This is a genomic window from Exiguobacterium sp. s142 (assembly GCF_018618455.1).
Lineage (GTDB): Bacteria > Bacillota > Bacilli > Exiguobacteriales > Exiguobacteriaceae > Exiguobacterium > Exiguobacterium aurantiacum_A.
In genome coordinates, this window is the sequence record NZ_JACSMB010000005.1 from 103,966 (window position 1) to 119,387 (window position 15,422).

A 15,422-nucleotide genomic window follows, 5' to 3' on the forward strand; every position below is an offset into this window, starting at 1 on the left:
GCTTCCAATGTCATTCACCTCTGCCTTTTATATCGGACGCATTTTTGATTTGTTTAGCGCCCGGAACAGGCAAACCGCAGAAACTTCTGCATAGCCGGCTTTCTTCAATGTGTACGCTGCTTGGTGGAGCGTCGTGCCGGTCGTATAGACGTCGTCGACGAGCACGATTTTCCCATATGTAGTCGCAGCTTGTACAGCAAACGGGTTTGGACGGTGCCGCCTTTCTCCTTTCCCAAATTCACGCTGACTTGAAACCTCTTCTTTTTGAAGGAGTTGTTTTGTCGGTCCGATCAATCGGGCGAGCACGTCTGCCTGGTTGAAGCGACGCGTCAAAAGCCGCTCCTCCCCGAGCGGGATCGGCACGTAGATGGCACCCGGTTCGCGCGTCCGTTTGAGCACGTCTGACACGTGACCGACGAGCGCGACGTCCCCGCCGAACTTGAAGCGATGGAGCCAAGTCGCACCGGCCTCGTCGTAGGCGTAGAGACAACGGACCGTCAAATCGAGACCGAGCGCGAGCCAGCGGATGCAGTCCGGACACGTCTTCCCGTCTGGGCTAGGGTGACCGCAGCGTGGACAGCCCGCTTCGAGCGGGGTCAACATCGCTTCACAGTCCGGACAGACCCAGTCGCGTTTCAATAGCGTCGCCGGACTCCACGGCACCGTCATCGGTTGGTGGCAGACGAGGCAGTTCATCGCCGATTCGCCTCCTCGATCGCGCGGATGGTCTGGTCTTGCCGGAACGTCCGCTCGGTATAGAACAAGACGACGTCCCCGGTCGGCGCGTCAGGCTTACGTCCGGCCCGGCCCGCCATCTGGATGAGGGCGCGCGTCGAGAACAGACGATGTTCACTATCGAGAATGGCGATCTGGACGCCGCGGACGGTCATGCCGCGCTCCCAAATCGACGTCGCGAGCACGATGCCGTTCGTTTCTTCTAGCCAGACGAGCGTATCCGTCCGCGCATCAGTGTCGGCCGAGACAGCCCGGTAGTCGAGCCCGGCCGTCTCAAGCAGTTTTCCATAACGGACAAGGTCCGGTTTCGTCGGGACGAACAACAGGCGCGGCGCCTCATGGCTCCGGCAAAAGTCGAGAATGGCTGACTCGGTCTGTTTGACGAGCCGCGGCATCGGCAAGTCGTGGTCGTGGTAGCGGCGCGACAAGTGGGTGGTTGGAAACTGACGTTGCCACAGCGTCGGTGTCGCCGTGACGAACAAGAAGACACCTTTCCCGGCACGATAGAGCGTCCACCAGAGCGAGAAGTCGAAGGCGAACGGGAACGCGTCCGACTCGTCGACGAGGACATAATCGAACACGTCGCGCAAATTCACAAGAAGCGGGGCCGTCGCGACGGTGATCATCCCGATCGATTCCTTGTCCCCGCCCCCGTAGCGCCTTGTGATCGGGACGGTGAAGCTTGCCTCGAGCCGGTCTGCCCACTCGATGGCGACGTCACGCCGTGGCGAGACGACGAGAACGCGCTTCCCTTCATTGACGATGCGGGCAATGACCGGGAACGCCATCTCGGTCTTGCCGGCGCCGCAGACGGCGTGGACGAGACCGGTCTTCCGTTTCTCCCACCACGTGAGCAGTTGCTCGCTGACACGCTGTTGCGCGTCTGCGAGCTCGAACGGCATGACGAGTTCAGTCGGTTCGACCGGCGTCGTGACGTCGATCTCTGCTAAAAAGTCACAGCGGCATACCCGCCCGAGGTGCAAGCAATTGCGGCAGTACTGACAGGCGCCGTGATGACAGGTGAACGTGCGGATATCGGTGCTCAGACAGCGCTGACAGACGCCGAAGCGAATGGCGCGTTGCCCGTGTGGATGGATGACAAGTTGTCCCATGAAATCAGTCCTTTTTCTCTGACGCTAGCATATAACCGTTAAATCCACATGTCATGCTCGTTGATGGAACAGGAACGGTTAATGCTAATACATCAAGTCATATCATGCGACAGACGGAGGTGAAAAATAAAGTTACCGACTATACTACGAGTAGACCATTAATTGGAAATGAGGAGGATTTCATGTTTAAACGACCTATCCATAACGTACTAACCGGCTTAGGAATGATTGCTGTGTTTTGCCTCGGTTGGTGGATTTGGTATGTGTTGAACGGTAGCGACGCGGCCGAGCAACGAGCCGTCCGAGCAGCCGAAACCTATGTCGATATGACGTATCCCGAGCTGGAACTTAACGTGATTGGTGTGACATACTTATCTCTGTACGATGCGAAATATTACGTGTTGTACGCGTCCCCGTCCCATGTCGACACTGAATTGTGGGTGCGCGTCACTCGAGCGGGGGAAGTCGTGGACGACAATTTCGGAGATGCCGCGAGCGCCTCGTCGGACGTTTCCCTGTCATTGGACCGACGTGATGCCTTACCATGTAATCAGAAAAACTCGTCAGACGAAGTCGTCTGGCGAGTTTTTCTGATTATGCTTTATGCGTTACGTTTATAGAACATGATCGCCTCGTACGCCCGGAGCGACAACGTCGTTCCGTCGAGCTGCGGCACGTCGTAGTTGTGGCTGACGACGTCGGCGCATGTGAACCGTTCCGGGATCTCATACGTCGTCTCCGGCCCATAGAAGTTGGCGACGACGAGTACTTCTTCTTCGTCCGTCTTCCGCGTGTACGCCCAGACGTCTAGGTCCTGTTTCGTCAACAGCGTATAGTCCCCGTCCGTCAACACGTCGAGCTCTTTGCGGAGCGAGATCAAGTTCTTGTAGTGGTAGAACACCGAATCCGGGTCGTCGAGCGCCGTCTCGACGTTCACTTCCGTGTAGTTCGGCGCCACGTTGATCCACGGTGTACCGCTCGTGAAACCGGCGTGCGGCATCGCGTCCCACTGCATCGGTGTCCGTGAGTTGTCGCGTGACTTCTGTTTGATGGCGGCCATCATGTCCTCGTGCGACACGCCCTCGTCGCGCTTCAACTTGTAGATGTTGAGCGTCTCGATGTCGCGGTACTCGTCGAGCGAGTCAAACCCCGGGTTCGTCATGCCGATCTCTTCGCCTTGATAGATGTACGGTGTCCCTTGTAGGCCGTGGAGCACGGTCGCGAGCATCTTGGCGCTCTCGACGCGGTGGTCGGTGTCGTTGCCGAAGCGGCTGACGACGCGCGGCTGGTCGTGGTTGCACCAGAAGATGGCGTTCCAGCCCTTGCCGTGCATCCCTTCCTGCCACGTCGACATGATGTCTTTCAACTGCACGAAATCGAACGGTGCGGCGACGAACTTCTCGCCGTTCGGGTAATCGACTTTCAAGTGGTGGAAGCTGAACGTCATGCTGAGCTCACGCTCGTCCGGGCTCGAGTAGCGGACGCAATGGTCGAGCGTCGTCGACGACATTTCGCCGACCGTGATGACGTCATGCCCCTCGAACACTTCGCGGTTCATCTCTTTCAAGAACTCATGGATGCGCGGCCCGTCCGTATAAAACTTGCGGCCGTCCGACTCGTCCTCCGGGAAGTCCTGTTGCTTCGAGATCAAGTTGATGACGTCGAGGCGGAACCCTTTGATGCCTTTCTCGCGCCAGAACCGCATCATCTCGTAGACGTCCTCGCGCATCTGTTCGTTCTCCCAGTTCAAGTCGGCCTGCGTCTCGTCGAACAAGTGGAGGAAGTACTGGCCGCTCTTGTCGTCATACTTCCAGGCGTTGCCCCCGAACTTCGACTCCCAGTTCGTCGGTTCGTCGCGCCAAATGTAATAGTCCCGGTACCGTTCGTCGCCGGCGAGCGATTTTTGGAACCACTCATGCTCGGTCGACGAGTGGTTGACGACGATGTCCATCATCAGTCCGATCCCGCGCGCCTCGGCCTCACGGACGAGCTCGTCAAGGTCTTCCATCGTCCCGTACGACGGGTCGATCGCGTAATAGTCGCTCACGTCGTACCCGTTATCGTTTTGCGGCGACTTGTACACCGGTGTCATCCAAATATATTCGATGCCGAGATCGGCCAGATAATCGAGTTTCGACGTCACTCCTTTGATCGAGCCGGTGGCGTTGCCTTCCGGGCTGTAAAAGCTTTTTGGATAGATTTGATAGACGACTGATTTGCGCCAGTTTGTTTGTGTCATGAACGACAGCTCCTTTTGTAAGAGTTTTCATTTTGATAGGAAAAGGGGAAGAACCTCCGTCCCTCCCCTTGATGAATCCTCATATTATGCGACTTTGTCTACTTTCAGCTCGCCTTTTTTCATGTAGCGTTTCGACAAGGCGAACGTGAGCACGAACGGGACGACGATCGCGATGATCATCCCGACGATGAAGAGCAAGATCTTGTCCGTGAAGATCGACAAGAAGCCAGGGAGTCCCCCGACGCCGATGCCGATGGCCTGGACGTCGTTCAGCGTGATGAAGACGGCGGCAATCGCCGACCCGATCATCGCCGAGTAGAACGGGAACTTGTTCGGCAAGTTCACCCCGAACATGGCCGGCTCAGTGATCCCGAAGTAAGCCGAGATCGCTGACGTCGACGCCATACTCTTTTGTTTGGCGTTGTGCTTGTAGACGAAGAACATAGCGAACGCCGCCGAACCTTGGGCGATGTTCGACAGAGCGAGCATCGGCCAGATGAACGTGCCGCCCGTCTCCGCGATGAGTTGCAAGTCAATCGCGATGAACAAGTGGTGCATCCCCGTGACGACAAGCGGTGCATAGAACAAACCGAACAATAGCGCACCGACAATCGGTACCGCTTCGAACACGTTGACGAGGCTCGTCGCGATGACGTTACCGATTCCACGTGTGACCGGTCCGACGATCGCAAGGGCGAGGAAACCTGTGACGACGATTGTCGTGATCGGCACGACGAGTAGCTGAATCGCGTTCGGAACATGTTTTTTCAAGAACATTTCAATATGGCTCAAAATGAAGGCCGCGGCCAAAATCGGCAAGATTTGACCTTGATAGCCGACTTTCTCGATTTCGAACAGCCCGAGGATGTCGAACGTCGGGATATCGCCTTCAAGCGCCGCTTGCCCGTAACCCCATGCGTTCAACAAGTCCGGGTGGACGAGCAGTAGACCCATGACGATACCGAGCACTTCGCTGCCGCCGAAACGCTTCGTTGCCGACCAACCGACGAGGGCCGGCAGGAAGACGAACGCCGTGTTCGCCATCATGTTGATGAGGTCCCATAAACCTTGCAAGTTCGGATACGCCTCGATGAGCGTCGCGTCGTCGACGAACAGTCCTTCCGACGCGAGCAAGTTGTTGATCCCCATCAAGAGACCGGCGACGATGATGGCCGGGATGATCGGCATGAACACGTCCGAGAACACTTTGACGAGTTTTTGGAGCGGGTTCATCTTCTTGCCGCCTGACGATTTGACTTCAGCGACCGTTGCCGCCTCGAGCCCGGCGAGTTTGATGAACTCGGCGTAGACGCGCTCGACGTCACCGGCACCGATGACGACTTGGTACACGCCCGAGTTCTCGAACGCCCCTTTGACGAGATCGGCTTCTTTTACTTTTGCCTCATTGACGAGCGACTGGTCTTTCAGTGAGAGACGGAGTCGCGTGACACAGTGCGCCGCTTTATCGACGTTATCCTTGCCTCCGATGGCTTCTAGGATATCCGCGGCGATTTGACGATAATCTGCCTTCATAAGATAGGCCTCCTTTGTGTGAAAGCGTTTGTTGAGAACGGTTACATATGATTACAAACAAAGTTTAACTTATATAGACGAGTTCTGTCAACAACTTATCTATATAAGTTTATCGTGACGAATGTGTGACAAGCGTTCACTAATTTTGTTCCCTCTCCTCTCGATTCAAAACGACAAAAAAGACCCCTTCTTGAAGAAGGAGCCTTATCGACGCGCCACATCGCTGAACTGAAACTTGTCGAGCCGGTGACGGGACTCGGTATATTCGAACTGTCGCCCCTCGTACAAAAACGTGTCGTTCGTGATGACGATGACATATTCATAATCGTGAAGATCGAGGCGTGACCGGTCAAGCTCGGTCACGTCCTCGGCCGCGATTTTCCGCTTCGCGTAGCTGATCTGTTGCCCGAGCTCGCGCTCGACGTATTGATAGATCGAGTGCTCGGCAATCTGTTTTGTCAGACCGGGGACGAGGTCTTTGACGAAATAGTTCACGTCTAAAATGACGTTCTCCCCGTCGAAGTTGCGGACCCGTTCGATCCGGTAGACGAGCGTGGCGGGCTCAAGACCCATCCGCTCGGCGAGCCAACTCGGTGCCTCGATCTCCTCGAACGAAGCGACGCTCGTCTCGATCGAACGGCCGAGCATACTGGCGTATATTTCCGAGAAGCTGACGATACCGTTGAACTGGAACTCGATCTGGTCGCGGCGCAGCACGAACACGCCTTTACCATGATGTTTGCGGACGTAGCCGTGCTCTTGGAGCAGATCGAGTGCCTTACGGACCGTGCCTCGGCTCGCCTCGTATTCATGCATGAGTTCTGTCTCTGACGGCAGTTTCGACTCTGCCTCGTACTCACCCGTTTTCATCCGCTCGGCGAGCCGTTCATAGATTTGACGATACTTGGCCACAAGCCCACTCCTTTCTTCATCGAAAAAGACGACCATGCGGCCGTCTTCTGTTTATCGTTCGCGGTGATACCACGTGATGCCGATCGCGCCAGGTCCAAGGTGTGTCCCGATGACCGGTCCGAAATGACCGCCCGTGACTTGCGCTTGCGGAAACTTCTGTTTCATCGAGGCGATCTCTTCGGCCTGACGTTCCGGGCAGTTGGCGTGGATAATGCCGATGCAATATCCCGCGCCGTCACCGACGATCGATTGGTCCATCATCTCTTCGATGCGACGGACCGCCTTCTTGTACGTCCGGATCTTCTCGAACGGGACGATCTGTCTATCCTGAAAATGAAGGACCGGCTTGATCTGCAGGAACGAGCCGACGAGCGCTTGCGCCGCGCTGAGCCGTCCGCCCCGTTGGAGGTGGTCGAGGTCATCGACGACGAAATAAGCACGGATCCGTTCACGCGTCTTCTCGAGATGCTGCATGATTTCCTCGGCCGAGGCACCATTGTCACGCATATGGACGGCCTCTTCGACGAGAAATGCCTGAGGCATGCACGAGATTTCAGAGTCGAACGCGTGCACGTTGACATCGACCATGTTGTTCAAGGCGATCATCGATTGATACGTACCGCTGATCCCGCTCGAGAGCGTGATAGCGATGACGTCGGTCACTTCAGCCGGAAGGCTGTCGATCAGTTCGACCGTCTCCCCGATGATCGGTTGCGATGTCGTCGGCAAATTCCCCGCCTCGATCCGTTCATAGAACGCCTCCGTCGTGATATCGACGGCCTCACGGAACGATTCTCTGCCAAAAATCACGCTTAGCGGTGCGACGTGGACGTCGTGTCGCTCACAAAATCCGGCCGGCAAATAGGCGGTACTGTCGGTCAAAATCGCTATGTTTCCCATACTATATCCTCACTTTACATCGTTTCGTTTTTCCAATTGAATTAAGATTCCATTCCATATTGTAGCACAAAAGCGATGTATTGCATCGGTCTAGGTCAAATCTCGACCCACCCGCGGCGGATCGCATCGACGACGGCTTGCGTCCGGTCGTTTACTTCCATTTTGCGCAGGACCGACGAGACGTGGTTCTTGACCGTCTTCTCACTGATGAACAGCATGTCGCTAATATCGCGGTTCGAGCGGCCATCGGCGAGCAAGTGGAGCACCTCGACCTCACGGCGCGACAGCAACCGATAGACGGGATCGTCCGTCCGGTTCACGACGTTCCGTTCGGCTTGTTCTCCTTTGAACTGGAGCAGGCGCCGGTAATCCTTCAACACGTTCGTCGTCACTTTCGGATGCAAGTACGCCCCGTCTTTCGCGACCGAACGAACGGCCGAGATGAGTTCGCTTGAAGCTACTTCTTTCAACAAGAAACCTGATGCTCCCGCTTCAAGCGCATGTGTTATGTAAGATTCGTCATCATGGATCGACAGGATGAGGACGCGCGTGTCCGACGATGCCGCGGTCAACTGTTTCGTCGCCTCGATCCCGTTCAAGTCCGGCATGTTGATGTCGAGGATCATGATTTCCGGTTTCTCCTCTTTGGCGATGCGAATCGCATCAGCACCCGTCCGCCCTTCAGCGATGACGGTGAACTCGTCTTCTAAATCAAAGATCCGCTTCAAGCCCTCTCGAAACAGCTCATGGTCATCGACGATTGCGATGCGGATTGTATTTGTCATTTCCATCGTACACTCCCCTTTATCTGTATTACAAAATCGGGATCGACATGCGGACGACCGTCCCTTTGCCGATTTCCGAATCAATGTTGATACTGCCGTTCACAAGCTCGATCCGTTCGCGCATACCAACGATACCGAACGACTCTTGCCCGATCATACTCGGCACGAAGCCGACCCCGTGATCGCGCACATGAATGTGAATCACGTCTAGCGCTTGCTCGACGTTGACGATGATTTCCGTCGTCTTCGAATGCTTGATCGCATTTTGGACCGCCTCTTGGACGAGCCGGAAGACGTTGATCTCGAGTTTTTCCGAGAGACGTGTCCGGTTGCCGCGATAGTTGAGCCGCGTCTTGATCGCCGTGTACTCTTCCGTCTGATGTAAATAACGCTCGAGCGTCGGCAAGAAGCCAAGGTCGTCAAGCGACATCGGCCGCAGGTCGTAAATCAAGCGTCGTACGTCGACGAGCGCCCCGCGAATCAGCCGTTTCAGCTCGTGCAGTTCGGCGAACGCCTCGTCCTTGCCTCTTCGGTCGAACGTCTTCTCGATCAAGTCGGCCCGAATCAAAATATGGGCAAGCGATTGCGCGGGGCCGTCATGCATTTCCCGGGCCAGGTGGCGCCGCTCACGCTCAGCCGCCTCGAAGACGCTGATTGCCATCTCTTGCTTCTTCATCATGTCCGAATACTCTTGCTGCAGGTCGTCGCGTAAAAAGTTGAGGACGACCGAGACGCGGCTGACTAACCGGTCCGCCCGCTCCATCGTATCCTGAAGGACGAGCAACCGCCGCTCGAGGTCGTTTCGGCGCTGCTGGCTCACCATCTCCTCTTTTTGGATGAGGAACCGCTCGAGCTGCATCTGGTTGGCGAGTTCATACGCCTCGCGAATCTCTTGCTCACTATGTATATGGAACTTCTTACTCACTTGAACGAGTTTATTCTTCGCCGCTTTCACTAATAGATCGAGGCGCTCGGACTCTTTAATGTGAAACTCGATCTTTTGCGTCAATTCTTTTAGCTCCGTTTGGATCGACGAATACTCATTAGCTGAATTTTCAGTTATACGGACGATCTCCTCTTTACTCTCCGTCACCGTATCAATCATATTTGTTATGATATGCTCTAATGCTGTACGATCGGTAATATGATTCACGATGCCATCCCCTAATAGTTCGGTAGTAAGTCCTCATTTATTTCTATTATCGACTGCATAAGCGTTCGTTTCCAGTAAGAATCAGAGGCTATCTTCACAATTCGCCACTTAATCTACAGACGCCTACTCGATTTCAAAAAAAATACATGAAAATAGAAAGGAGAATTTTCAGAAATGTCTACTGAACAAAATTATACTATAAAACAAGACGGAGAATACGAGGTCGTCATACAAAAATCAAAATTTATCGCTCACTTTAAACGCGTCACGACCGAAGCGGAAGCCCAGACGTTCATCCAAAAGATCAAAAAAGCGCATTGGAGCGCCAATCATAATTGTTCAGCCTACATCATCGGAGCCCGGAACGAATTCCAAAAAGCGAACGATGACGGCGAGCCGAGCGGGACGGCCGGCCTGCCGATGCTCGAAGTGCTCCGTAAACGCAATTTGAAAGACACGGTCGTCGTCGTCACCCGCTACTTCGGCGGCATCAAGCTCGGCGGCGGCGGACTCATCCGTGCCTACGGCGGGACGGTGAGCGAAGGGCTCGATGCGGTCGGGATCGTCGAACGGTTGCCGATGCAACGTCTCACGCTCGCGGTCGACTACGGATGGATCGGGAAAGTCGAGAACGAGCTCCGCCAGTCCGCTTATTTGCTTGACGAGATTGTCTATGCCGACACCGTCACGTTCCACATCTCGGTACCGGTCGAAGCGACCGAGGAAGCGCTCGCCTGGCTCGTCGATTTGACGAACGGTCAAGGCCGACTCGAGACCCAGGACGTCCGTATCATCGAACGTGATTTTGTGCGCTAGGTCCCGTATACTAAAAGAAATGACTGAAATGAGGAGACGACATGGAACAAGACTCCCGCAAGAAACGCTCCGTGTGGAAAATCGGTCTGCTCGTGCTTGGCCTCGTCCTGCTGATTGGCGGTTCGGCCTTCGGCTACTTCGTTTTCAAGGCGAACGAGACGGCAGAGACCACGAACAGCGAACTGACGCGTGGCGACAAATCGGAACGTCGCGACGACACGATCGATTTGACGAAAAATCACTTCTCCGTCCTGCTCGCCGGCGTCGATGGCGGTGCCTCGCTCGAAGAGGGACGGACCGACTCACTGATGGTGGCGACGTTCAACAAGGAATCTCGCCAAGTGACGCTCGTCAGTATCCCCCGCGACGCGTACGTCGATATCGTCACGGAGGACGGCGAGTTCAAGGACAAGATCAACCATGCGTATGCGTACGGCGGCATCGACACGACGATCACCACGGTCGAGACGCTGTTTGACATCCCGATCGATTATTACGCGACGATCAACTTTGACGGCATCGAAGACCTCGTCGACGCGGTCGGCGGCGTCGAAGTCGACGTATTGATCCCGATCTCAGGACGCGCCACCGGCAACGTCGAGCTCGAACCGGGCGTCCAGATGCTAGACGGCAAGGAAGCACTCGCCTATGCCCGCATGCGGAAAGACGACCCTGAAGGCGACATCGGCCGGGCCAAGCGCCAACAACAAGTGCTCGAGGCCATCATCAACGAGGCGACGACGATCAATTCGTTCACGAAGCTCAACCGGATCATGACTGCGGTCGGCAATAATATCCGAACGAACATGTCGCTCTCCGAGGCGTCCCAGCTCCAGCCGTATACGAAATCGCTCCGCTCGTTCAACCAAGAGACGCTAGAAGGCGGCGACTTGACGATCGGCGGCGTCTACTATTATGAGTTGGACCAGGCGGATTTGAACGATAAGCGGGCACTGTTGAAAACAGAGCTCGGTCTTCCGGTGACGGCCGAAGACAGTGAACCTGACTCAAGCGACGGTTTTAGCGAGACGACGACGTACTGACCTAAAAAAACGACCAAGGACATGGCGTCCTTGGTCATTTCTATGTGTATATCCAAGTCACGTCTTCGCCCGGCCGAGCAGGCGGCGTGATGTCTGGATGATCGGTTTGTAGTTCGGGTGGATCAACTCCGTCGACTCGACGATCAGTTCGATGACGATCAAGACGATGACGAACGTGATGACGGCACCGACCATCGTCGTCTTCGCGAACAGAATCGAGGCGATCCCGAAGAAGAACGTCATCCCGTACATGAGAAGCACCGCTTGGCGCGTCGTGAACCCCATATCGATCAACTGGTGGTGCATGTGTGACTTGTCAGGCGACATCGGCGGGCGCCCTTGGACGAGCCGGCGGACGATCGCGAAGATCGTGTCCGAAATCGGCAGTCCGAGCAAGAGGACCGGCACGACGAGCGAGAACAGTGTCACGTTCTTGAAGCCGATCAGCGAGAATACGGCGAGCATGTAGCCGAGGAAGAGCGCACCCGTGTCCCCCATGAATATCTTCGCCGGGTAGAAGTTGTGGACGAGGAACCCGAGCGTGCTCGCGAGCAGCAAGAGCGCCATCATCGTCAAATAGACGTTCCCTTGAATGATGGCTAGGAGCGCGATCGTCCCGAGCGCGATGCTCGAGACCCCGGCGGCGAGACCGTCGAGGCCGTCGATCAAGTTGATCGCATTCGTGATCCCGATCAACCAGAGACACGTCACCGGGATGCTCCAAGCGCCGAGATAGAGCTGTTGGTCGAACGGCAAGTTGATGAGTTCGATCCGCATCCCGGCGTTCAAGACGACGACCGTCGCGATCATCTGCCCCATCAACTTGATGCGGGCGTTCAACTGGAACCGATCGTCGATCAGGCCGGTCAAGATGATGATGACCGCTCCGATCAAGATGGCCTCGTTATAACGACTCGTCGGCAACAACAAGGCGTAGCCGATCAGGAAGGCGATGAAGATGGCGAGGCCGCCGATTCGCGGCATCGTCCGTAAATGTACTTTTCGGGCGTTCGGGTGATCGACCGCTCCGATCAGAAAAGCGAACCGGCGAACGAGCGGCGTGATCAAGATGGCCATCACAAAACTGACCAACATGGCAATCCATAACATGGCCAACGTTCCTCTCTCAAAAAAATAGACTCTGGCGAATTATAGCATATTTCCCGTCACCAAAATCGTATCAGAAATGTTACAGCAAAAAACCGACGAACGTTCTCGTCGGTCAAGCGTGTGCTGGTTCAGTCGTGACTTCTTCAGCTGATGCATATGTATATAGTCCGCGCCCGACTTTCTTGATTTCCGGATTGACCGATTCGATCTTGACCATTAATTGGTAGATGTTGCTAATATGATGACGGTAGCGAAGCTCGAGCTCCATCTGGATGTCACGCACACTCATCGTCTTCCGTTCTTTCAAAAGGTCTGTGACCTGATGGACGTAAACCTCGAGCGGATAACGTTGATTGACGCGACGCGGACGCAGCCGCTTTGATGGATCTGTCGACAGCTCTTCTTCCCGTTTGTCCCGGCTCAGTTCAGAAATTAAGTATTCGGCCCGGCGCTGTAATTGACGATACGACTCCTCGATCTCCATCAGTTCGCGATAGATATGTTCGTTGATGTTCGTAGATTCCATACACAATTCCCCTTCTACATCCAATTGAACTTCTCGATTACCTATTTTAAATCAAGATTTTCTAATTATTACTTGTTATCTTCTAAAAGTGTAACGGAGGTGTAATGTGTTTGTCATCTGTTTTTGGGCGTTTTGGACTTTTTAGGACTTTTGGACCAAAAAAAAAAAAAGATGACGACTGTTCGGGGCAGTCGTCATCTCACGGAAGATGAACGTAGTCTGTTACGCGCCGACGCGTTCGAGGATGCGTCGGAGCGAGAGTTCATCGGTCGAAGCGACGATGAGGTCTGCATGACCAAGCATCGACTCTTCCCCGACGGCGACAGCAAACATGTTTGCCGCTTTGATTGCAGTCACGCCTGCGGCTGCGTCTTCAACGCCGATGGCATGTTCGGGTTTCACGCCAAGGGCAGAGGCAGCCTTCAAAAACACTTCGGGATGTGGTTTTGAGTCGGCGACAGTTGCTGCATCGACAATGTGATCGAAGTAATGGCGGACACCAAGTGCGTCAACGACCGCGAATGCGTTCTTTGAAGCAGATGCCATTCCGATTTTGAGACCGGCCTCTTTAATTTCATCGAGAAATGAAACGATGCCAGGAAGCAAATCGGCCGAAGAGATGTGCTGAATGAGTTCAACGTAGTGCTCGTTCTTCTTCTGGGCGAGTTCCGCCTTTTCATCCGGTGTGAAATCGTCCTGTCTTCCGCCGAGCGCAAGGATGCGTTCGAGCGAGTCAGTCCGGCTCACCCCTTTGAGCGTCTCATTGAACTCGCGGTCAAATGGAATGTCGAGCTCTTCTCCGAGTTGTTTCCAAGCGAGGTAATGGTACTCCGCGGTGTCAGTGATGACACCGTCCAAATCAAAAATGACTGCTTCAATCGTCGACATACATGCTTTCCGCCTTTCCTTCAAATGTTTGTGTCCTCAGACTACATTTAGGGAACTTGACAAGTACCCGTTGCACGATTGGTCAATGATGCAAACGGTTGCACTTGTTCGATTTCTATTATATCGGATAACGCCTCATCTATGCAACCGCTTTCGCAGAAAAATTAAAAAATAGGAAGAGCGTTTCGCTCCTCCTACCATTTTACAATTGAATGCCGACGACTTTCACGTTCACCGCTAGCGGTGTCATCGCGAGCATCGTGTCCATGTCTTGGGTGATGCGCTCTTGGACGGCCGTCACCGTCTTGACGATTGATTGACCGTAAGCGATGTAGAGCGACAAGTTGATGATGACGCCTTCCGACGACTCATCGACTTTGACGTGCTTCATGAGCGCACGTTCTGAGAGTTTCGTGTCTTCTTGTGTGAACGACACGTGTTTCGTTTCTTTGACGACGACCGCGGCGATCATCTCGACGACGTGGCGTGAGACGTTGACGTCTCCTTCTGTACTGTTCATTCCATTTTCATATGGCATGCTGTCACTTCCTTAGCTCTAGTTTCGGTTCCCATCTAAAGTGTAGCGGAAAACCGCCGTTTAGAAAAGGGTTTACGATTTTGGGTCTTTCACGTCCTGCGCGCGGCGGACGTCGATCTCGACGAGCGGCCTCAACATCCGGAGGGCCGGCGGGCTGATGATGAGCAGGACGATGAGGCAGGCGACACCGAACAAGACGAGCAACTGTTGCCATGACGTCGGCATGAATCCGACCGGCACGAACGCCTTCCAGGCGACGATTAAAAACACATGGACCAAGTAGACGTATAGACTATACTTCCCCGCCCGCGTGAACACGGGCAACTCACGCCCCGGCACGATGAGCGCGAAGCTGACGGCCATGAGCGTCGACACCGTATAGACGATCAAGAAAGCGAACGGGCCGCTCCAAATCGCCTCCGGCACCGCCGTCTCGTAAGCGAATCGGAATTTGAACAAGTTGCCGACGTGGTAGAACGTGTCTTCTTTTTGGAAGCTCATCGAGGCGAGCAGTCCGAGCGTGAGTGCGGTGAAGACGACCGCCCCACCGACCCGGTAACGGTTCCGTTGCTCGGCCCGCTTCGGCAACTCGAAGAAGTTCATCGTGTTGCGCTCACTCATCCAGTTACCGATCAAGAAGAACGGATAGAACATGATGACTTTCCGGAGCGCGAAGAATCCGGTCGATTCTTCTTGGAAACCGAACAACAGGGCGAACAACAGCGCATAGAGCACATACCCTCTCAACTGGGTCACGTACGGCGTGATGACGTACCAGATGACGATGGCCATCAAATACCAGAGCGCCCAGTACGGCTTGAGCACGTTCAGTCCCGGGTTCTCGAGCGACAAGAGCGGGACCCCTTCCGTGAAGGCGAACCACGAGCCGAGAATGACTTGCCAGATCACGTAGACGACGAACAGCTGGATGACACGCAAATAACGGTTCTCCCGAAAGAAGTAACCGCTCAGCATAATGAATAACGGCATATGAAACGTATATAAGAACAAATAAACCCACTTCGGCAGTAAGTCGTCGTATGCACCGCGCACATCGGTCAGCAAGTGACCGAAGACGACGAGCAAGACGAGCACGCCTTTAATATTGTCGTACCAATGATTTCGCATAATT

The 15,422-nt window shown here is 54.6% G+C and carries 16 protein-coding genes; 3 read left to right on the top strand and 13 right to left on the bottom strand.

The window, feature by feature from the left end:
- Positions 1–27: 27 nt before the first annotated feature.
- Together KNP77_RS06650 and KNP77_RS06655 are read right to left on the bottom strand one after the other, a co-directional pair.
- A complete protein-coding gene (locus tag KNP77_RS06650; RefSeq protein WP_214889401.1) occupies positions 28–696 on the bottom strand; it encodes a ComFC family protein in 669 nt (222 codons plus the stop codon).
- Positions 693–1,847: a DEAD/DEAH box helicase family protein gene (locus KNP77_RS06655; protein WP_214889411.1), complete on the bottom strand. Its 1,155-nt coding sequence runs from the start codon at positions 1,845–1,847 to the stop codon at positions 693–695. Before KNP77_RS06655 ends, KNP77_RS06650 begins: the two co-directional genes overlap by 4 nt.
- 182 nt (positions 1,848–2,029) lie before the next feature.
- On the opposite strand from KNP77_RS06655, the gene KNP77_RS06660 reads away from it, so the two are divergent.
- The gene (locus KNP77_RS06660) at positions 2,030–2,467 is read left to right on the top strand and encodes a hypothetical protein (RefSeq protein ID WP_214889413.1); all 438 of its coding nucleotides are present in this window, start codon (positions 2,030–2,032) and stop codon (positions 2,465–2,467) included.
- Here the strand turns inward: KNP77_RS06660 and treC are convergent.
- From treC to KNP77_RS16130, 6 genes are all read right to left on the bottom strand, one after another.
- The gene (gene treC, locus KNP77_RS06665) at positions 2,449–4,086 is read right to left on the bottom strand and encodes an alpha,alpha-phosphotrehalase (protein WP_214889415.1); all 1,638 of its coding nucleotides are present in this window, start codon (positions 4,084–4,086) and stop codon (positions 2,449–2,451) included. The two genes, KNP77_RS06660 and treC, sit on opposite strands and share 19 nt — an antisense overlap.
- 84 nt (positions 4,087–4,170) lie before the next feature.
- A complete protein-coding gene (gene treP / locus KNP77_RS06670) occupies positions 4,171–5,619 on the bottom strand; it encodes a PTS system trehalose-specific EIIBC component (protein ID WP_214889426.1) in 1,449 nt (482 codons plus the stop codon).
- A 204-nt stretch (positions 5,620–5,823) separates the two neighbouring features.
- Positions 5,824–6,567: a trehalose operon repressor gene (treR, locus tag KNP77_RS06675; RefSeq protein WP_131464096.1), complete on the bottom strand. Its 744-nt coding sequence runs from the start codon at positions 6,565–6,567 to the stop codon at positions 5,824–5,826.
- A gap of 15 nt (positions 6,568–6,582) precedes the next feature.
- Positions 6,583–7,431, bottom strand: coding sequence for a DegV family protein (locus KNP77_RS06680; RefSeq protein WP_214889430.1), 849 nt, complete (start codon positions 7,429–7,431; stop codon positions 6,583–6,585).
- Positions 7,432–7,526: 95 nt separating this feature from the next.
- Positions 7,527–8,222, bottom strand: coding sequence for a response regulator transcription factor (locus KNP77_RS06685; RefSeq protein WP_131438756.1), 696 nt, complete (start codon positions 8,220–8,222; stop codon positions 7,527–7,529).
- Between the two features lie 22 nt (positions 8,223–8,244).
- Positions 8,245–9,369, bottom strand: a complete 1,125-nt coding sequence (locus tag KNP77_RS16130; protein ID WP_174545515.1) for a sensor histidine kinase — start codon at positions 9,367–9,369, stop codon at positions 8,245–8,247.
- 174 nt (positions 9,370–9,543) lie between these two features.
- On the opposite strand from KNP77_RS16130, the gene KNP77_RS06695 reads away from it, so the two are divergent.
- Positions 9,544–10,185, top strand: coding sequence for a YigZ family protein (locus KNP77_RS06695; protein ID WP_214889442.1), 642 nt, complete (start codon positions 9,544–9,546; stop codon positions 10,183–10,185).
- Positions 10,186–10,226: 41 nt separating this feature from the next.
- Positions 10,227–11,228, top strand: coding sequence for an LCP family protein (locus KNP77_RS06700; protein WP_214889444.1), 1,002 nt, complete (start codon positions 10,227–10,229; stop codon positions 11,226–11,228).
- A 57-nt stretch (positions 11,229–11,285) separates the two neighbouring features.
- On the opposite strand, the gene KNP77_RS06705 is transcribed toward KNP77_RS06700, so the two are convergent.
- From KNP77_RS06705 to KNP77_RS06725, 5 genes are all read right to left on the bottom strand, one after another.
- Entirely contained in the window at positions 11,286–12,338 is a 1,053-nt protein-coding gene (locus KNP77_RS06705; RefSeq protein WP_131456606.1) for a glycosyltransferase family 4 protein, read from the bottom strand.
- Positions 12,339–12,450: 112 nt separating this feature from the next.
- Positions 12,451–12,864: a Rok-like winged helix domain-containing protein gene (locus tag KNP77_RS06710; RefSeq protein WP_214889447.1), complete on the bottom strand. Its 414-nt coding sequence runs from the start codon at positions 12,862–12,864 to the stop codon at positions 12,451–12,453.
- Positions 12,865–13,086: 222 nt separating this feature from the next.
- The gene (gene pgmB, locus KNP77_RS06715; protein WP_016509311.1) at positions 13,087–13,752 is read right to left on the bottom strand and encodes a beta-phosphoglucomutase; all 666 of its coding nucleotides are present in this window, start codon (positions 13,750–13,752) and stop codon (positions 13,087–13,089) included.
- Positions 13,753–13,954: 202 nt separating this feature from the next.
- Positions 13,955–14,272, bottom strand: a complete 318-nt coding sequence (locus KNP77_RS06720; protein WP_236633343.1) for an Asp23/Gls24 family envelope stress response protein — start codon at positions 14,270–14,272, stop codon at positions 13,955–13,957.
- 90 nt (positions 14,273–14,362) lie between these two features.
- A complete protein-coding gene (locus KNP77_RS06725) occupies positions 14,363–15,418 on the bottom strand; it encodes an acyltransferase family protein (RefSeq protein WP_214889450.1) in 1,056 nt (351 codons plus the stop codon).
- Between the last annotated feature and the right edge of the window lie 4 nt (positions 15,419–15,422).